This is a genomic window from Streptococcus sp. ZY171113 (assembly GCF_057748235.1).
In genome coordinates this window covers 1,273,432-1,291,053 of the sequence record NZ_CM173243.1, presented here as the reverse complement: position 1 = coordinate 1,291,053, position 17,622 = coordinate 1,273,432, and the positions used below count along the sequence as shown (strand labels likewise).

The following is a 17,622-nucleotide window of genomic DNA, read 5'->3' as shown; positions in this document are numbered from 1 at the left end:
TTTTCTTGACAGTTCATTTTTTAGATGATATAATTACAAATGTAATCAATCGACTACAATTGTAGTCTGTCGAAAGGAGGAAAGGTATTGAAAAGAGAAATTAGTTTATCAGAATGGCAGGTCATGAGGGTTTTATGGGCAGAAAGTCAATTAACCAGTCGTCAAATTGTTGAACGATTGATTGATGATATGGATTGGAATGATAAAACCATCAAGACGCTCTTAAATCGATTGGTAAAAAAAGGATATGTTACCGTCATTGTAGAAGGAAGATATTATACCTATTCACCTGCTATACCCGAAATCGATCATGTTCAGACAGAGATAAAGCTGATTATAGAAAATATCTGCCAAACAAAACATTACGAACATTTAAAGGAGTGGTTAGATTATTTGGTATTGTCGCAAAATGATATAGATCATCTCATCTCAATTCTTGAGGAAAAACGTGTAGTAGCACCAGAAAAAGTCACCTGTCATTGCCAAGCTGGACAATGCAATTGTTAACAATCGTAAGGAGGAAATACAAATGGAACACAATCATCATATGCATCATCATTCAAATATACACCAGCACCAAGTCTCACAAAAGGAAGCGCACTCTTGTCATCATGATGGGCACAGCGGGCATGATCATAGCGGTCATGGGGAATTATTTAAAAGAAAGTTTCTTGTGTCCTTGTTCTTGTCCCTGCCGATTATCTTCTTAGCGCCCATGATGGGGGTTGATTTGCCGTTTCAATTGACTTTTCCTGGTTCACAATGGGTGGTATTGATTTTCTCTACTATTTTGTTTATTTATGGTGGCGAACCATTTATTAGTATGGCAAAATCTGAATTAAGGGCTAAAAGGCCAGGGATGATGACCTTGATTGCAATGGGTATCAGTGTTGCCTATGCCTATAGTATCTATGCCTTTATAATGAATAATTTTACCCAATCACCTCATGTCATGGATTTCTTTTGGGAACTGGCAACATTGATTTTAATTATGCTATTGGGGCATTGGATTGAGATGACCGCTGTTTCAAATGCGAGTAATGCCTTGAAAAAATTAGCTGAATTATTACCTGATAAGGTAACGCTTATACAGGGTGAAACAAGGGCAGAAGTTTCTTTAAAAGAAGTCAAAATTGGGAATATATTGCTCGTTAAATCGGGGGATAAAATGCCAGCAGACGGGATTGTTGTCAAAGGCCAGACACTGGTGGATGAATCCGCAGTGACCGGTGAATCAAAAGGGGTTGTTAAGGCAGTAGGAGATGAAGTTATTGGAGGCTCTATTAATGGTGAAGGAACCATTCAAATTCAAGTGACAGGAACTGGGGAGAGCGGTTATTTAGCAAAGGTTATCCAATTGGTCAAACAAGCCCAAAGTGATAAGTCATCATTGGAGTTGCTATCTGATAAAGTGGCTAAGTGGTTGTTCTTCGGTGCGGTTGGCGTAGGGACATTAGCTTTTGTAATTTGGTTATTCTTGACGGATTTACCAACAGCATTGACATTCACTGTTACAGTGCTAATCATTGCTTGTCCTCATGCGCTTGGCTTAGCTATTCCACTTGTTGTCTCTCGTTCAACCTCAATAGCTGCCCAAAATGGCTTATTGTTAAAAAAACGTAGTGCTTTAGAGGCTGCCAAAGAGTTAGACATGATTTTGCTAGACAAAACTGGGACGTTAACAGAAGGAAAATTTGAAGTGACAGCAATCACAGCACTGGGTGATTTATCAACAGAAGAATTATTAAAATATGAGGGTGCTATTGAAAGCACATCGAATCACCCCATCGCTCAAAGTGTCATGGCCTATATCAAACAGCAAGGGATTCAACCCTATCAGGCGAGTGAGTCAACTACTATTTCCGGAAAAGGACTATGGGGGGTTGTTAACGGCAAAGAAATCAACATTGTCAGCCTAAAAGCGCTGCGTGATCTTGGGTACACAGTAGAAGAAGAAATCTATAAAGAATTCCAAGAACAAGGAAATACGATTAGCTTTATCATTGTTGATCGTATTTTACAAGGAATGATTGCTTTAGGAGATCGAATAAAACCAGAAGCGAAGGCCTTTATCACTGCTTTAAAAGAGCAAGGAATTGAACCGGTTATGATGACGGGGGATAATCGAGGGTCAGCAAAATCAGTAGCAGAGTATTTAGGGATAGAAACCTACTTTTCAGAGATGTTGCCAGAGGATAAGGAAGCAAAAGTCGGTGAATTTGTAGCACTTGGCAAAAAAGTAGCCATGGTAGGCGACGGAATCAATGATGCACCAAGTTTAGCACGTGCAACAGTCGGCATTGCTATTGGTGCTGGAACGGACGTTGCAATTGAATCGGCGGATGTCATTTTAACAAATAGTAATCCGATGGATATTCTACATTTTATTCAGTTGGCTAAGCAGACAAGACTTAAGATGATTCAGAATTTGTGGTGGGGAGCGGGTTACAACCTCTTGGCTATCCCAATTGCAGCAGGTATTTTAGCACCTTTTGGAATTGTGTTAGACCCAGCCCTTGGAGCCATTTTAATGTCGATTTCAACAGTCATTGTTGCCATCAATGCGATGACGTTGAAGATGAAATAAAATTGAATTAACCAATGAAACGATAAGACAATAGTATTAGTCCAAAGAATAAGATGTACAGGATGCTATGCAGTGGGCGGATAATTTCTTAAATGGAGGTAATTACTGGCAAATAAAAATCTAGTAGCTATGAGGCGCAAGAACGTTATGACAATTTAGATCAAGCAACTCAGAGAGAATTGGATATTTTCTTTACAGAAAAGGCATCGGAATATCAACTTAAGGTTATTGAAAAGAGTAACTTAAAACCGGCTGTTGGCGAAATATTTGTTATATCTCCTAGAGAGGAAGTTTACGATGATCCAAGAAACTTAACAGCACATACCATTATTTCAACTCCTGCAGTATGGTTCCCGCTGGAAAGTACAAATCAATCTATTAATCAATGGTTACTGGATACGGTAAATGGAAATCCACAAGATTACGGAATTGAATTGCTAGATAAAAAATATAAATAAGAGGAATGATTTATGATATTAAAAAGGAGCGATTTTGCTCCTTTTTATTTTATAGAATAGACAGTTTTTAAGTAGGTGAATTTCTTTATAAGTTTGTTGTTATCAATGGTTTCAACGTTGAATAAGAAGTAGTGATCCCGATTATCTCTCGCATTTTCCTTATTCAGTTTAAAGTATGGTTTCTGAGATTTGGCCATGCTTCGCATAATATCATCCGTTAAAAACGTTAAGGGGGTGTTTAATGCCGAATAGCGATAGAAGTCTGTTTCAAACCTCAGGTAGCTGTCGCTAAAATAATCCATCTGCAGTTCATTTCTATGAAACTCAAGCTGATTCATAACGTACCTCCTCGACTGCTTCAATACTGTGGAGTATCGAAAGTGGGACATTGGTATGCCCGTCTGATGTACGAATAATTACCTGCTCTCTTGAAATTGTCGTAATCGTACCAACCAAAGTCTGGAGTTGCTTGCCGTCAAAGCTTTGTAGCTTAACGGTCAATTGGTTGGTGTAAGCCTGGCTAATAAGAAGCAGTTTCTGTTCAAGAGTGAGCTCACTTATCAGGCTGATTTTATTCAGGTCATCAGATAGGGCACTGGTATGCTCGGATAAAAAGAAGCCCATCCATTTTTGCATTTTTCGGTCTTGGTAGTGTCTTGCGGATTCAAACGGTAAATATGAGCGGTCAATCATTTTAGTCCCTCCAAACCACCAGCTGAGTGGCCTCCTATTAGTTTACTGCGTGCAATATTTCGGGAGCTGTCCAAGAGGGCGGTTCCTTTTTGGACAGCAAGAAAGCCAAAGCGATCACGAATGGAATCAATGGTACTCTGTATCTTTTCCTCTTTCTCGATGTGTTCAACATCGTCAAAAAGGGAAATCAGAGAGTAGTTCTCATCCACAAACCCATCATAGCGTACGGCAATGCTGCGAACTGCTCCTGAAGTATATTTACCTCTAAACAGTTTAAGGACAGTATCTTTGAGAATCCGAGTGCTGTTGGTTGGCTCTATTCGTGTTTGGGTATTGATGGCTTTCTTCAGCTCTGTCCTTGAGTATCCCACCTGGATAGCAACATTAGTTGTTTTCTTATGAGCCCGTCTCAGCCTGATAGCAACCTGTTCAGCCATTTCAGTTAGGACTAGCTCGATGTCGGATTGCTTGATGTAGTCACGAGGTAAGACTTGTGAATTACCCAGCCCTTTTGATTTTGGTTTATAGGGCTCATGGACATTACTTTCATCAACGCCGTTAGCATGAAACCAAAGCTGTACGCCATTTATTCCAAACTCTTTCTGAAGAATATCAGGGTTAACGTTAGCCAAATCTTTGATTGAAAATATCCCTAGCTTATGGAGCCGTTTCTCGGTACGATGGCCAATTCCCCAGAAATCAGTCATAGGAGAGATTGCCCAAACCTTGTTTTCAATGCCATCGTAGGACCAGTTGGCCCGCATAGTTGGAGATTTTTTAGCCTCATTATCTAGAGCTAGTTTTGCAAGGAGCGGGTTGGCATTGCTCATGCCAACGGTAGAGTAGATACCTGTTTCCTTCCAGATATCATGTTGTATTTTGGCTGATACCAGATCAAGTTTTTCCTTACGAGAAAGTTTTTTATCCTTTACAAAATAATTCAATGATGAGGTCAGATCGATAAAGCCTTCGTCTATTGAGTAGGGGAGAATGTCTTCTCTAGCCGCAAAATTCAAAAGGATATTTTGGATTTGGATATTAACCTCAATGTACTTGTCCATGCGTGGTGGAACAATCAAGGTTCGTCTAGCCCAATGTTCAATAAAATCAATATACTTAGGAGTGATTTCTAACCCTTGTTTTTGAGCATTATAGCGACTAAATTTTCTTGTCTTGATGTCAAAAGGAAGGTCATAGGACCTGCCAACATTAGCCTTTCCAAAAACTTTTTTGAACATGGGGGATGAAGCGAGTATCAACCCCTCAGAGTTATCAGCTCTACTCATGACACAGAGAGAAGTGGTCAACGGATTGAGGCCACGGCTGACACATTCTACACTTGCATAGTAGGACTTCATATCGAAAAATGCAATATCGGATTTAGGCTCTTTTGAGTAGTCAATAAAGCCCATAGCTATCACCTCTCTTTGAGTCTTTTCAGCTCTTCGAGTAGTGTGGTAACATGGTCTGTCACGTCATATTCTTTGAGAAATGGAGTGAAGTATATTCTGTTATCTTTAATGTAAATCATTTCTTCTATGTTAGTAGCCATAACTAACCTCCAACAATTGGCATGAAGTGGCCGACGACTTTACCAACAATTCGTAACTCGTCCTCACTAGAAATAAAGCGATCAGGGTTTCCTTTTTTATTGATAGATACCATACGGAAGCCTCCAGGTTCACGATAGAGTTTTTTGATATAGGTTCTTCCTTCCCATACCAAAGCGTAAACCGCTCCGTCGTAGTCAAATCCAGTAGCACGGATAAGAGCAACCTCACCGTCCAAGTATTTAGGTTCCATAGATGTTCCATCGATCCAAGCAGCAATATCAAATCCAGAATGTTGCTCATCAGAATAGACAACCTCTGTCTCATATTCATCATCGAATCCATAACCTGGTCCTGCAGCAAGTGCCACATTCTTAATGACATTATAGGCGGTGAGGTTGATGATTTTGTTTTCTTTTTCTCGTTGAGTAGCGAGTAGTTGTTCAACATAGGTCTCAGCCTTTAATTGATTTTTCTCATTGAGCTGAAGAAAATTGGAGACGATGTTATACTCAGATTCAAAGTAGGATTGTTCAACATTAAGAATGGTAGCTAGAGCTTGCAGGTTCTTTTGATTGGGAATGTTTTTCCCACTCTCCCAGTTATGGTAGGCACTTCGATTAACACCAAGTTTATTAGCAATATTTGTTTGAGAGAGCTGGCATTCAGCTCTTCTTTGTTTTAGGCGGTCTTTTGAAAACATGAGATTCACCTTTCTTTGTTAAGTTATAACTCAACAAGATTTTATCAAAAAATAAATTCTTTAGCAACTAGAAATTTTGAGCACGTCCATTTTCTGTGATAATTTCCTCAATACTAGCTTGTTAAACTGTATCTATCTTTAGAAAATCAATCCTTGATTTTTAATTGGGGGTTTGGGGGCGAAGCCACCATAGTTTCTTATCGTCGGCTGACCAACCTGTAAGGTTTGGGGTCAGCTGGCGATTAGATTTTGGGTTATTGTGGACACAATAACTGAGCTCGCAAAAGCCGAAAAGGAACCTTTGAGGCTTTTTGGAAGAAACCCGTATCTGATACGGTATCGGGTTAGACCCGATAGAGGTAAGTAGAAAAGGAGTAGAGCACTATGACAGACCAATACCGCATTATCCGTAAGGAAATCAATCTGACACTAGAGGAACTAGAGCAGATTCAGGAGCTGATGAGGAAAGAACACGCCGAGCAATTTTCTCCCTTTGTTCGTCAAAAGCTGAAGGAGTTGGCTGAGGGAAGACAGTTGGTGACGGATTGGTTTACCCTCTGGCAGTCCCAGAAGATTGAACAAATTAGCCGTGACATCTTACAGGTGACTGTCTTGGCTGAACAGACCCAGCAGGTCACGGCAGAGCACTTACGAATTATCTTGACCTGTGTGCAGGAGTTGATGGCTGAAGTCGAGAAAGCTATCCCACTCAGTCCAGATTTTCGTGGCAAGTACATGGGAGGTTAGGCATGGAGAATCGCTACCGCACCAATCTCAAAAAAGTGTTTCTGACGGACCAGGAGTTGGCGATATTGAACGACTGTATTGGTCAGAGCCGCTGTAAAAATTTTTCCCAGTACGCTAGGAGAGTTCTCTTAAATCCCAACATGACTTTTCTGACCATTGACACCAGCAATTACCAGGAGTTAGTTTTTGAGCTGAGACGGATTGGGAATAATATTAACCAGATTGCACGGACAGTCAACCAGTCCCATATCTTAACACCAACTGATCGAGCTAATCTTTGTCAGGGCATTAGCCAGCTCATCAAGGAAGTGGAAAAGGATTTTGACATCAAGTGTCAACAGTTGAGGGCCTTCTATGGTAGTGACTAAGCATTATGCCACACACGGGAAGAAGTATCGTAAGAGCCTTATCAAGTATATCCTCAATCCTGACAAGACAGAGCAGCTGAAGCTGGTCTCCGATTTTGGCATGAGTAACTACCTGGACTTTCCTAGCTATGAAGAATTGGTGGAAATGTACCATGCTAACTTCGTCAATAATGATAGGCTCTACGATTCAAGAAATGATCGGCAACAGGTCAAGCAAACGAAAATCCATGCCCACCACCTGATTCAATCCTTTTCCCCTGATGACAAGCTCACACCTGAAGAGATTAACCGCATTGGCTATGAGACCATTAAAGAATTAACAGGTGGGAGTTTTCGTTTTATTGTTGCGACACACGTTGATAAGGACCATATCCATAACCATATCTTGATTAACGCCGTGGATAAGCAGTCAGATAAAAAACTCAAATGGGACTATGCCCAGGAGAGAAACCTTCGTCTGATTTCTGACCGCATTGCCAAAGAGGCTGGAGCAAAAATCATCACCCCTAATCGTTACTCGCATGAGAAGTTTGAGACCTATCGCAGAACCAACAATAAGTTCGAACTCAAGCAGCGACTTTACTTTCTCATGGAAAATAGCAGGAGCTTTGAAGATTTTTTGGCCAAGGCTCCTGCTCTAAACGTGGAGATGGATTTTTCTCGTAAGCATGCCCGCTTTTTGATGACTGACCGTAACATGAAACAGGTCATTCGCGGCGAGCAGCTCAACAAACGCCACCCCTACACCGAGGATTATTTTCGGGAGCAGTTTGCGAAACGAGGTATTGAAGAGCGACTGGAGTTTCTTTTACCCAAGGCTAGGAGCCTGGAGCATTTGGTTAAAATGGCAGAGCAGCTGAACCTGATCATTTCTCCCAAACAGAAACACGTTGTCTTTACTTTATCAGAGAATGGTAGGAGCATAGCCATAAAAAATGAGAAGTTGAGTGCCAAGTGCCTCTACGATGTCCAATTCTTTGAGGAGTTTTTCTCCAAGGAAAAAGAGCAGCCAGACCTAAATCTGGAAACTATTGTGTCAGATTTTGAAAAGTACGAGGAAGAGAAAAGCAAAGATAGGCTACCAGTCGAAGAACTTTGGCCAGCCTATACAGACTTCAAAGAAAAACGGGACAAGGTTCAGGAGTTTGAAGTTGTTTTAGCAGAGCACCAGATTGACAAGTTAGTCAAGGACGGTCTCTTTGTCAGAATCAATTATGGTATCAAAAAAGACGGCTTGGTCTTCATACCAAACCGTAACCTGGATATTAAAGAAACGGAAACGGGCAAAACCTATCACGTTTTTATTCGTGAGACTGCCCAATTTTTTATCTATCACAAAGACAATGCCCAGCTCAATAAGTATATGAGAGGCCGAGACCTGATTCGTCAACTCTCACACGACAGCAAGCATATCCCTAAACGCAGACGACCAACACTTGATACCCTCAAAGAAAAAATCGCAGAGCTTAATCTTTTGATTGACCTGGATACTGACAATAAATCCTATCAAGAGATTAAGAACGAAATGATTCAGGATATTGCTCAACTGGAGTTGATGATTACGGATTATCAGGATAAACTTGCTTACCTTAACAAGGTGGCGGAAGTGTTGCTAAATCTTAATAACGCAGACCCAGAAAACCGAAGGCTAGCCCGGTATGATTATGCCAAGATGAATCTGACACCAGTCATTAAACTGGAGCAGCTGGAGAAAGAGATTGAAGAAAATCAAAATTCTCTAATAAAATGGATAGACGACTACGAATATAAGGTTAGGAGATTGGGGAATTTTTTCAACATACTTGATAACACAAGGCATCAAAATATCGCCAATTTAGAACAGGAAACTAAATTAATCTAGTTGCTTGAGGTACACTGGAAAGATTATAAGACTGATAGTACTAATCTAACTATCAGTCTTACAGGTTATTTAACATATTTAAGTAGAACTCCAATATCAAGATAAATTAAAAAGTCTCTAATTCCTTCAAATAATTCTCTATCTTCATCAGCATTAAAGGATTGTTATAAATCTTGCATAACTCTCTTGCTTCTATATAATAAATTTTGACCTGTTCTTTGTCTAGAAAGTGCGCTCCAGCATTTCCGACGAGGGTGAGTAGAGGAGCTAGTTGGTAACTTGTTTGTCTCTCTTTACAGACTTCAATCGTCTCAAGAGATTCTTGGATAGCTTCGCTATATTTTTTCTTTGATACTAAATAATGGGCGTAGTTATAACGAACTCTGATATAACCAAACAAAAACTCCTGATGCTCTAAATCTTTTGTCTGATACAATTCCATTAAACGAGAGTAGTTTGCTTCATAATCTTGTTCACGGCCAACTAAGGAATAGAAATTAGATAGGGTGTTCAATATTTTTAAGTAAATCAGAGTATTTGAAGATACTCTTGATAATATATTTTCCAAGTATAAAATTGCCTCATACTTGCGGTCATATTGATAGAAGTCAATAATAGCTTTAATCCACTCAAGATACATCCTGTCTTCTAGTGGAAGAAAAGTGTTGCGATCTAACTCTATTTTATAAATATATTCTAAATCATCATAATTTCTGTCATTCAGTAGATGAGAGGATAGATGTTTGAAGTTTGATAGGTTAGACTTAACTTCAATTTCTTCATTAAAGAAGTAATCTAGTGGGACTTCGAGTCGTTGAGAAAGTTTGAACAAAAGGTCTGCGGAAGGAATGAAATGCCCCCTTTCAATTTTACTAATCTGACTTTGTTCACAAATTCCTTCTGCAAGGATTTGTTGGGAAAGGCCCAACTCTTTTCTCTTTAATCTAAATTTTTCGGCTAGTAAATTCATGAAAAATATTAATCCTTTCTACTTATTGAGTTTATTATATTTCTTTTAGTCCAAAATGGCAAGTTTTTAAAACCTAAAATAACTAAAAGGAATAAAAAAAAAAAAAAGTTTAAATCGTCATAAAAATAATTGACTCAAAGCGATATGTATGGTAGTATTTTTATGGAGGAAGTTCAACATGAAAATTAATAATTTAGGTAAAAATTATGGCGATATGACCATTCTAAAGGATATAAATTTTGAACTTAAGTGTGGTGAAATTGTCGGCTTAGTAGGAAGAAATGGCGTTGGTAAAAGTACGTTGATGAAAATTCTTGTACAAAATAGTAAACCGACTTTAGGAACAGTAACTGGTACTGGTAATGTTGGATACTTGATTGAAGAACCCAAATTATTTTTATCCAAATCAGGTTTAGAAAATTTGAAGTATCTGTCAACATTATATGGTGTAGATTTTAATCAAGAAAAATTTGAATCTTTTATCCAAACGCTGGACTTAACACAGTCAATTAATAAGAAAGTCAAAACATATTCATTAGGAACGAAACAAAAGTTAGCATTACTTTCAACGTTGGTTACTGAACCTGAGTTTTTAATCTTAGATGAACCTACGAATGGTTTAGATGTTGAAACTTCTCAAAAGGTCTTAGGATTATTACAACATTTAGCATCAAGTGAAAATGTAGGAATTTTAATATCAAGCCACCAATTAGAAGATATTGAAGAAATTTGTACTAGAGTTCTTTTTTTGGAAAATGGCTTATTAACATCTCGAACACTTGGAAAAAATAGTAATATTTCTTTGATTGATATCGTTTTTCAATCGCTCAATGATTTGGAAATTTTTACTAGCAGGCAATCATTTGGGGAGGTCATCCACCAGGATGGATTGAAAATTACTTTATCGGGAGTGATTAAAAGTGGTGATTTGTTTAAATTTTTCAATGAGCACTCTATTAAAGTAGTGGACTTTGAAACAAAAAAAGAAACACTGAAGGACATTTATTTGAAACGGTCAAAATAAAGAAAGGGTGAAAACTTATGACATTACATAAATTGAATTTTCTTAAAGAAAGCATAAGAGAATTATATTCGTCAGGAGCGATATATTTTGGGCAGTTAATCTCTTTTTTACCTCCGATACTGGTTACACTATTTATCCTGAATAATCCAGGAACATCTTTTGGAATAAAGCATATTTCAAATTTTTATGCCATGATGGGAATGTTGATGGCAGTTATTCATGCAAATAGAATTATTAACAGGGATTTTTCTCATAATACTATTAGTCTATTTTATAATAGAAATCAAAATCGCATTAATTATGTAATTTCGAATGTTTTATATGCTATTGTTGTTTCCCTAATTTATGCACTGAATGGTATTTTGCTACTTTTAATTGTAAGTAAGCTAGGGGTTCCAGGAGAACTAGGGTTTCATTTTTTAACAGCATTCTTAGGAAATACAGTTTTATTGGTTTTATTTTATTTTCTCTTATCTTATATCTTATACCTTTATAATTTTAAAAGTGGATTTGTTTTTGGTATTTTGGTAGGTTTACTGCTTTTTTTACCGAATATATTGAATACTATTCTAATCAATTCAAGTTATGATTTTCTTATTAAAATTATAGAAATTTTGCCTCTATACTCGTTACCAGTTTTTGCAGCTTCAAATACAATGTCAGTCAGTCAGTATAGTGTGGTAATGATTGCAATTATTTTACTATACTGTTTAGCTATTAAGAAGAGTAAAGAGTACTCCTTTTAATCTGCCAATTAATCATAATTAAATCGGCTCCCAATAAAATTTTGTAACAGCAAGTTCAAGAGAGCTTGCTGTTTTTTCGCATTTCATTTTTTTGGAACAAGAACACCATATTTTCACTCTAATAGTGACGAGAACTTCTCGAGCTGAACAATAAGTGAGAAATAGCTATGGTTGAGATAAGGGCCCCTCCTTTTATGATCAAGAAAAAATCATAAAAGGAGGATAAAATGAAATATTATATTCATGTTAGAGATGGTAAAATTCCTGTAACAGAAGCAGTTTATAAAAGTTATTGGCAATTGGTCAATCACGAGAAGTATCTGAATAGAAAAGATAGGAAATTTGGAGTATTACCTTTTTCGGCATTTGAAGTAGATGGGTTGCCACTAGAAAATATACTACCCGATATTACTGTGGATGTTGAACGTTTAGTAGAGACCAAGCTCCTTATTGAGCAACTAAATGAGGCTTTATTAACCTTATCTGATAAAGAGTTTGAAATTATTGACGCTCTGTATTTCAGAGAGCATACCATCAGAGAAGTAGCAATAGAGCATGAGATGTCTGCGACTAGCCTTTTTCGGATGAGAAATACTATCTTGGACAATCTACGAAAATTTTTTGAAAAATAACGGAACAAGAGGCTAAAAAATTCACTCTTAATAGTGAGAGGAACTTTTAGTCTCTTTTTGCCCTTTGACAACTGAATAGACTAAAGTGGGACGTTTACACTTGTTGAGCAATTTAGTTAGGCACGCTAGGATATGAGCGACTAATGTTGACTATAAAATAGGTTGGTAACCTATCTGCCAGGATAACAAGTGAAGATAATGATACTTCTAAGCGTTTAGGCTGCCAGCGAGAAAGGACAGCGGGTGCGATCCCCATGTAGAATCTAACCAGTTCTGCCCACCGAGGTCATAACTTTTAAAGTAAAGGAAATAACATTTATGAAAAAAACACGAACAGGTGCTGATTTACCGCAAGTTGTGATTGAGGGCTATAAGGTGACGGTAAGAGTGACCGATAAGCCATTAAATCTTACAGACCTTTTAGATGATTTACTGGGGCGACGGCTGGAAAAAATTTGATATTTTAGCGGACAAGTCTTGGTAGATTATGTAAAATAGAATAGTAGAACCTTAATCCTTAATCGGTAAGCACCTAAATACTGATTAAGGAGATAAACATGACACAAGCCTGTATTTATTTACGCTTATCACGAGATGATGGGGATAATGTGGAAAGCAATTCCATCATCAATCAGCGCTCGCTTTTGCGAGACTATGCCAGTAATCATAATTTTACCATTTTAGAAGAATTTGTGGATGATGGCATTAGTGGCTTAACCTTTAACCGTCCTGACTTTAACCGTATGATGGCTATGGTGAATGATAAGGTCATTGATACCATAATTGTCAAGGACTTGTCACGCTTCGGTCGAGACTACATTGAAACTGGAAAATACCTTCAACGAATTTTCCCTGCTATGGGAGTTAGGTTTATCTCAGTCAATGACCACTATGATAGCTTGACGGCTGATACCAATGAAACGCATTTGGTCATGCCTATCAAAAGTCTCATTAACGATAGTTACAGTCGAGACATTTCAACAAAAGTTCGAAGCACCCAAAAAGCTAAACGGCAAAAGGGCGAGTTTATTGGAGCTTTTGCCCCTTATGGCTATCGCAAAGATGACAAGCAACGGAATCATCTAGTGGTTGATGAGAATGTACGCCCTACTATTGAGAAAATCTTTGCTCTTAAACTAGAGGGATATTCGTCAAACGCTATCGCAGGCTTTCTTAACCAGGCAGGGATAGAAACTCCGTTGCAACGTAAGAAAGCCTGTCAGGAAAAGATTAAAGGCTTTTATGGACATAGCTATAAGTGGGACACGAAAATGGTCAATCGTATTTTGACAAATCGTGTCTATACTGGTAGTTTGGAACAGGGGAAGCAAACCAAAATCAATTACAAGTCACAAAAGTCTGTGGCTGTGAATCCAGAAGATTGGGTACGAGTTGATGATACACATGAGGGGATTATCTCCAAGAGCACTTTTGAAGTAGCTAATAACCTCTTACTTAGAGATGTCAAACATGGGAAGATGTTACCTGACCTCTTTGCAGGGTTATTGTTCTGTGGTGATTGTCAGTCGCAGCTGTTACAACGAAAACTCCATTACAAGGACAAAGAGACTGTTCAGTATATTTGTAGCACTTATAATAACGGACGAGGCTGTAGTCGCCATGCGATTAAGCAAGATATGTTACTTGACTTGGTTTCGACGCTCATCTATCAACACCTTGACTGGAAATCTTATTTTATTAAAACTGTTCCTGATTATTTGAATAAAGCACAGTTTTTGGAAGTTGACTTTACTTCGCTGTTTGCTAATCGAAAGAAGTATGAACAGTTGCTCCAGTCTTTGTATTTAGATTTAGACGATGGCCTAATCAATGAAACAGAATACCAAGAGTTTCAGCGAAGCTATCGCCAGAAGCTAAAGAAAATTGAAGATACTATCATTCAAAAGAAAGAGTTAGCCCAAACCTTGTATGATAAACTCCAGGATAAGCAAAAATGGCTAAACCAGTTGAGTGAGATGCAGAAAAACGACGAACTCAATCGTATCACTCTAGTTACCTTACTTGACCGAATTGTCGTTCACAAAAATCAGGAGCTGACTCTGGTGTTTCATGATATAGCAGAATTAGAAATCCTCCAACAGTTATCTCAAAGAGTGACGGAGGTGGTCTAATGGCACGTACCAAGAACCGCTACCGTAAGGAAACGGAAGAAGGGTTATCTCTTAAAACCTATCGAACAGGCATTTACATTCGTTTGTCGAATGAACGTACAGAAAGTTGGCGAAACAAATCTCAGTCCTTAGAGACGCAAGAAAGTCTAGCTAGATCCTTTGCGAAGGAAAAAGGTTTAACTATAACGAAGTGTTACATCGACTATGAGTATTCTGGTAAAACCTTTAATCGACCTGCCTATCTGGACATGATGGAAGACATTAAAAATGGTGTCATAAACTGTATTATCATTCGAGACCTGTCACGCTTGGGTCGCAACTACATTGAAATGGGTCTACTGATTGATAAGGTGTTTCCCTTTATGGGGGTTCGGTTTATTTCAATCAATGATAACTTAGACACTCTCAAAGTACTAGAAGAAAAGAAATCCTTTGAGGTGGAAATTAAGAATTTGGTCAATGACCTCTATTCTAAGGACATTTCCAAGAAAGTTACCGCTAGTCATATTCAGAAAGCAAAGCAAGGTTACTTCATCGCTGGCTTTGCTCCCTATGGATATAAGTTAGAAAGAAGAGAGGGTGGTAATCGTTTAGTCATTGATGCGATAGTTCAATCTGTTATGGTAGATGTCTTTGAAAAGTTAATGGCAGGCCAATCTATCAACCAAGTGACAAAATACCTTAATCAGCAGAAAGTTGCTACGCCAATGGCTTATCGCCAAACAGGAGAAAGGTATAGAACAGAGAATGATACACGACAGTGGCAAGTTGCGAACCTTCAGCGGCTTGTTCAAAATCCTGCGTTTTATGGCAGTCTCATTCAACGTCGGCATAATAAAACCTTAACTGAGAAAGATTTTATTCAAGTAGATGATTGTCATGAAGCTTATATTACTAAAGAAGAGCATCAAACACTTCAAAAACTAATCAGCGAACGTCGTAACATAAGGAAACAGACTCAACATCGTACTACTAATCGTTATAAGGGTCTTATCTATGTCAAGGGGCAATCAACTCAAATGCGAAGGTACTGTAGGCATTTCTCAAATTCAAAATCAGAGTATGATTACTATTACTTTATGGACTATCTTCATGGTTCAGAAGCTTCAGAGAAACAAACTGTCTATATCAGTGAACAAGCCTTAGATAAGATTGTGTTGAGCTTGATTCAGACAGAGATGAAACGGCTTGGCACGGTTAAAAACTTATTGCCCAAATTAGAAATGAAGAGGGATGAATGCCTTAGAGACTGCCAAAAGAAAACAAAAAATCTTCAAAGGACTTTGGCTAGTCTACAAGCTGAGCAAGGTGAGCTTTACCTGAATTATCGCCTTGAGGCTCTGGAACGAGGGACTTATTTGTCTCAAAAGGCGATGATTACCTCAAAAATTGAAACTCTCTCAAAAGAAATAACCCATTATGAGGTTTTAGCGATTAGAAATGAGGAGAAACACAGTCAGCAGGTCAGTTGGGTTAAGAATCTTGCTAAATGCCAAAATCAATCAGTTTTAACGGCAGAACTGCTTAATGAAGTGATAGAACGGATAGATGTTGAAGTGAACAAGTCTGTGACAGTAACTTTTACCTGCTTGATTGGAGGTGATAACCATGTCTAAAATGGCTTTATACCTTCGCTTATCGGTCGAGGAGGACGGGACAGACGAAAGTAACTCCATTACCAACCAACGCTATCTATTGAATCAGTACCTTGATCAGTCATCAGACTTTAATAATTGGGAACGCTTGGAATTTGTAGATGATGGTTTTTCAGGAACAAGTCTCAATCGACCTGCCTTCCAACGCTTGATGGCTGATGTTAAGACGGGACTTATCCGTCATATCATTGTTAAAGATTTGTCTCGTTTTATGCGTGATTATCTGGAATTAGGGAATTATTTGGAAAATATTTTCCCTTTTCTCGGAGTTCGCTTCATAGCTATAAATGACCAATATGATAGTTTGATATCTGAACAGAATGGACTGGATATTGATGTTCCCTTTAGAAACCTCCTCAATGATTTCTATTCCAAGGATGTTTCTGAAAAGGTTAAGAGTGCCATGAACAGCATGAAACGCTCTGGAAAAAACATGAGTTGGTTGCCACCATTTGGCTACATCAAGGATCCAGAAGACCGATTCAAGATTATCATTGATGAGGCAGTTGCTCCGATTGTTCAACGGATTTTCACCTTGTACCTTGATGGTAATAGTTACCAAAAGATTGCTCGAATCTTGAATAAAGAACAAGTCATTACCCCAGCAGAGAGAAAAATGCAAATCAGTCAGGCACGTTACGAAAAGTCTCTCAGACTAACAAAGGAGCAAGAGAGGAATGTTTGGAGCGTTATAAACGTTGCTCAAATTTTGAAGAATGAAGCCTATAAGGGAACTTATCTCTATAATACTCGAACCTACATAAGGGGGAAGCATGTTTCTCTACCAAAATCAGAGTGGGAACGAATTGAGAATAATCACGAAGCGATTATTTCGGCAGAACTATTTGCACAAGTTACTCAACTAAAGGCTAAGAAGGTTACTCAGAAAAAACACTCTCAGCCTCCGAAAATTCCGAGCATTTTAACAGGACTGATTCGTTGTGAGCATTGTGACCATTCTTTGATTGGTTCATATAACCATCAAGGTTATCAGTATTTTTCCTGCCGCTATTGTAAAGGACAAGGTGAAAAAATGAAGTCCTGCCGAGTAGATAGGATTGAACAATCAATCAAGGAGAAGCTTGGACAAGAGGTGGTTAAGCCCCGTCAAATTGCTTCTAAGACTAGATTGCTTAGAGAAATTGAACGGTTGAAGAAACAAAAACTATCCTGTTACCAAGATTACAAGGATAACCTGGTGACCAGGAAAGAATACATTACAAAGAAAATGGACATCGACGAATCTGTTAATAATTTAGAAGAACAGCTGAATGAAGCTAATAAAGTTCAGTTGTTGACTAAGGATAAGTTAACCAAAGAAATAATTAGCATTCACATTGAAAAAGTAGTCGTTGACTGCCTCGGATTTTTTACAGTTATCTATAAATAGTTGAGGAAGAGACTTGAAGCCTATCAAGTCTCTTTCTCAATAGGTTGCATTGTGATATAATTAGTGTGAAATCTAGTAAATAAATAGTGTCAGTTACTTGACATAA

Annotated in this window: 18 protein-coding genes; 13 read left to right on the top strand and 5 right to left on the bottom strand. The window is 38.2% G+C overall.

Annotation, left to right across the window (positions count from 1 at the left end):
• Nucleotides 1–87 precede the first annotated feature (87 nt).
• The 3 genes from AC3ARB_RS06065 (at nt 88) to AC3ARB_RS06055 (ending at nt 3,045) form a co-directional block, all read left to right on the top strand.
• Nucleotides 88–507 (top strand): CopY/TcrY family copper transport repressor, encoded by a 420-nt coding sequence (locus AC3ARB_RS06065; RefSeq protein ID WP_018367267.1) that lies wholly within the window; start codon nt 88–90, stop codon nt 505–507.
• Nucleotides 508–529: 22 nt separating this feature from the next.
• Complete coding sequence (locus AC3ARB_RS06060; protein WP_488319701.1) at nt 530–2,587, top strand: heavy metal translocating P-type ATPase; 2,058 nt, start codon at nt 530–532, stop codon at nt 2,585–2,587.
• A gap of 179 nt (nt 2,588–2,766) precedes the next feature.
• Entirely contained in the window at nt 2,767–3,045 is a 279-nt protein-coding gene (locus AC3ARB_RS06055) for a hypothetical protein (protein WP_018367265.1), read from the top strand.
• A 44-nt stretch (nt 3,046–3,089) separates the two neighbouring features.
• On the opposite strand, the gene AC3ARB_RS06050 is transcribed toward AC3ARB_RS06055, so the two are convergent.
• The 4 genes from AC3ARB_RS06050 to AC3ARB_RS06035 all read right to left on the bottom strand — a co-directional run bounded on the left by AC3ARB_RS06050 (nt 3,090) and on the right by AC3ARB_RS06035 (nt 5,991).
• Nucleotides 3,090–3,383, bottom strand: a complete 294-nt coding sequence (locus AC3ARB_RS06050) for a DUF5960 family protein (protein WP_018367264.1) — start codon at nt 3,381–3,383, stop codon at nt 3,090–3,092.
• A complete protein-coding gene (locus AC3ARB_RS06045; protein WP_488319700.1) occupies nt 3,370–3,738 on the bottom strand; it encodes a YolD-like family protein in 369 nt (122 codons plus the stop codon). Before AC3ARB_RS06045 ends, AC3ARB_RS06050 begins: the two co-directional genes overlap by 14 nt.
• Complete coding sequence (locus tag AC3ARB_RS06040; RefSeq protein ID WP_488319699.1) at nt 3,735–5,150, bottom strand: Y-family DNA polymerase; 1,416 nt, start codon at nt 5,148–5,150, stop codon at nt 3,735–3,737. The genes AC3ARB_RS06045 and AC3ARB_RS06040 overlap by 4 nt, the downstream gene beginning before the upstream one ends.
• A 142-nt stretch (nt 5,151–5,292) precedes the next feature.
• On the bottom strand, nt 5,293–5,991 hold the full coding sequence (locus AC3ARB_RS06035; protein WP_488319698.1) for a helix-turn-helix domain-containing protein: 699 nt from the start codon (nt 5,989–5,991) through the stop codon (nt 5,293–5,295).
• 384 nt (nt 5,992–6,375) lie between these two features.
• Here AC3ARB_RS06035 and AC3ARB_RS06030 point away from each other — a divergent pair, with 384 nt between their 5' ends.
• Genes AC3ARB_RS06030 through AC3ARB_RS06020 form a run of 3 tightly spaced genes read left to right on the top strand, consistent with a single transcriptional unit; the run spans nt 6,376 to nt 8,967 of the window.
• Nucleotides 6,376–6,738 carry an SAG1252 family conjugative relaxosome accessory protein gene (locus AC3ARB_RS06030; protein WP_488319697.1) on the top strand — a complete coding sequence of 121 codons (363 nt, stop codon included), beginning with the start codon at nt 6,376–6,378 and terminating at the stop codon, nt 6,736–6,738.
• A 2-nt stretch (nt 6,739–6,740) separates the two neighbouring features.
• Nucleotides 6,741–7,106: a MobC family plasmid mobilization relaxosome protein gene (locus AC3ARB_RS06025; protein WP_488319696.1), complete on the top strand. Its 366-nt coding sequence runs from the start codon at nt 6,741–6,743 to the stop codon at nt 7,104–7,106.
• On the top strand, nt 7,093–8,967 hold the full coding sequence (locus tag AC3ARB_RS06020) for an SAG1250 family conjugative relaxase (protein ID WP_488319695.1): 1,875 nt from the start codon (nt 7,093–7,095) through the stop codon (nt 8,965–8,967). Before AC3ARB_RS06025 ends, AC3ARB_RS06020 begins: the two co-directional genes overlap by 14 nt.
• A gap of 106 nt (nt 8,968–9,073) precedes the next feature.
• On the opposite strand, the gene AC3ARB_RS06015 is transcribed toward AC3ARB_RS06020, so the two are convergent.
• Nucleotides 9,074–9,937, bottom strand: a complete 864-nt coding sequence (locus AC3ARB_RS06015) for a helix-turn-helix domain-containing protein (protein ID WP_488319694.1) — start codon at nt 9,935–9,937, stop codon at nt 9,074–9,076.
• Between the two features lie 178 nt (nt 9,938–10,115).
• Here AC3ARB_RS06015 and AC3ARB_RS06010 point away from each other — a divergent pair, with 178 nt between their 5' ends.
• From AC3ARB_RS06010 to AC3ARB_RS05980, 7 genes are all read left to right on the top strand, one after another.
• The gene (locus AC3ARB_RS06010; protein ID WP_488319693.1) at nt 10,116–10,961 is read left to right on the top strand and encodes an ABC transporter ATP-binding protein; all 846 of its coding nucleotides are present in this window, start codon (nt 10,116–10,118) and stop codon (nt 10,959–10,961) included.
• Between the two features lie 17 nt (nt 10,962–10,978).
• On the top strand, nt 10,979–11,707 hold the full coding sequence (locus tag AC3ARB_RS06005; protein ID WP_488319692.1) for a hypothetical protein: 729 nt from the start codon (nt 10,979–10,981) through the stop codon (nt 11,705–11,707).
• A gap of 227 nt (nt 11,708–11,934) precedes the next feature.
• On the top strand, nt 11,935–12,339 hold the full coding sequence (locus tag AC3ARB_RS06000) for a sigma-70 RNA polymerase sigma factor region 4 domain-containing protein (RefSeq protein WP_488319691.1): 405 nt from the start codon (nt 11,935–11,937) through the stop codon (nt 12,337–12,339).
• Nucleotides 12,340–12,657: 318 nt separating this feature from the next.
• Entirely contained in the window at nt 12,658–12,798 is a 141-nt protein-coding gene (locus AC3ARB_RS05995; protein ID WP_488319690.1) for a hypothetical protein, read from the top strand.
• Between the two features lie 98 nt (nt 12,799–12,896).
• Entirely contained in the window at nt 12,897–14,471 is a 1,575-nt protein-coding gene (locus tag AC3ARB_RS05990; protein ID WP_488319689.1) for a recombinase family protein, read from the top strand.
• Nucleotides 14,471–16,087, top strand: coding sequence for a recombinase family protein (locus AC3ARB_RS05985; RefSeq protein WP_488319688.1), 1,617 nt, complete (start codon nt 14,471–14,473; stop codon nt 16,085–16,087). The genes AC3ARB_RS05990 and AC3ARB_RS05985 overlap by 1 nt, the downstream gene beginning before the upstream one ends.
• Nucleotides 16,080–17,516 (top strand): recombinase family protein, encoded by a 1,437-nt coding sequence (locus AC3ARB_RS05980; protein WP_488319687.1) that lies wholly within the window; start codon nt 16,080–16,082, stop codon nt 17,514–17,516. Before AC3ARB_RS05985 ends, AC3ARB_RS05980 begins: the two co-directional genes overlap by 8 nt.
• The last annotated feature ends 106 nt before the right edge of the window (nt 17,517–17,622 follow it).

What these genes read in the sequence shown, in the direction of transcription:
- AC3ARB_RS06060 (WP_488319701.1), top strand. Translation starts at nt 530, where the DNA reads ATGGAACACAATCATCATATGCATCATCATTCAAATATACACCAGCAC.
- AC3ARB_RS06050 (WP_018367264.1), bottom strand. Translation starts at nt 3,383, where the DNA reads ATGAATCAGCTTGAGTTTCATAGAAATGAACTGCAGATGGATTATTTT.
- AC3ARB_RS06045 (WP_488319700.1), bottom strand. Translation starts at nt 3,738, where the DNA reads ATGATTGACCGCTCATATTTACCGTTTGAATCCGCAAGACACTACCAA.
- AC3ARB_RS06040 (WP_488319699.1), bottom strand. Translation starts at nt 5,150, where the DNA reads ATGGGCTTTATTGACTACTCAAAAGAGCCTAAATCCGATATTGCATTT.
- AC3ARB_RS06035 (WP_488319698.1), bottom strand. Translation starts at nt 5,991, where the DNA reads ATGTTTTCAAAAGACCGCCTAAAACAAAGAAGAGCTGAATGCCAGCTC.
- AC3ARB_RS06030 (WP_488319697.1), top strand. Translation starts at nt 6,376, where the DNA reads ATGACAGACCAATACCGCATTATCCGTAAGGAAATCAATCTGACACTA.
- AC3ARB_RS06025 (WP_488319696.1), top strand. Translation starts at nt 6,741, where the DNA reads ATGGAGAATCGCTACCGCACCAATCTCAAAAAAGTGTTTCTGACGGAC.
- AC3ARB_RS06020 (WP_488319695.1), top strand. Translation starts at nt 7,093, where the DNA reads ATGGTAGTGACTAAGCATTATGCCACACACGGGAAGAAGTATCGTAAG.
- AC3ARB_RS06015 (WP_488319694.1), bottom strand. Translation starts at nt 9,937, where the DNA reads ATGAATTTACTAGCCGAAAAATTTAGATTAAAGAGAAAAGAGTTGGGC.
- AC3ARB_RS06010 (WP_488319693.1), top strand. Translation starts at nt 10,116, where the DNA reads ATGAAAATTAATAATTTAGGTAAAAATTATGGCGATATGACCATTCTA.
- AC3ARB_RS06005 (WP_488319692.1), top strand. Translation starts at nt 10,979, where the DNA reads ATGACATTACATAAATTGAATTTTCTTAAAGAAAGCATAAGAGAATTA.
- AC3ARB_RS06000 (WP_488319691.1), top strand. Translation starts at nt 11,935, where the DNA reads ATGAAATATTATATTCATGTTAGAGATGGTAAAATTCCTGTAACAGAA.
- AC3ARB_RS05995 (WP_488319690.1), top strand. Translation starts at nt 12,658, where the DNA reads ATGAAAAAAACACGAACAGGTGCTGATTTACCGCAAGTTGTGATTGAG.
- AC3ARB_RS05990 (WP_488319689.1), top strand. Translation starts at nt 12,897, where the DNA reads ATGACACAAGCCTGTATTTATTTACGCTTATCACGAGATGATGGGGAT.
- AC3ARB_RS05985 (WP_488319688.1), top strand. Translation starts at nt 14,471, where the DNA reads ATGGCACGTACCAAGAACCGCTACCGTAAGGAAACGGAAGAAGGGTTA.
- AC3ARB_RS05980 (WP_488319687.1), top strand. Translation starts at nt 16,080, where the DNA reads ATGTCTAAAATGGCTTTATACCTTCGCTTATCGGTCGAGGAGGACGGG.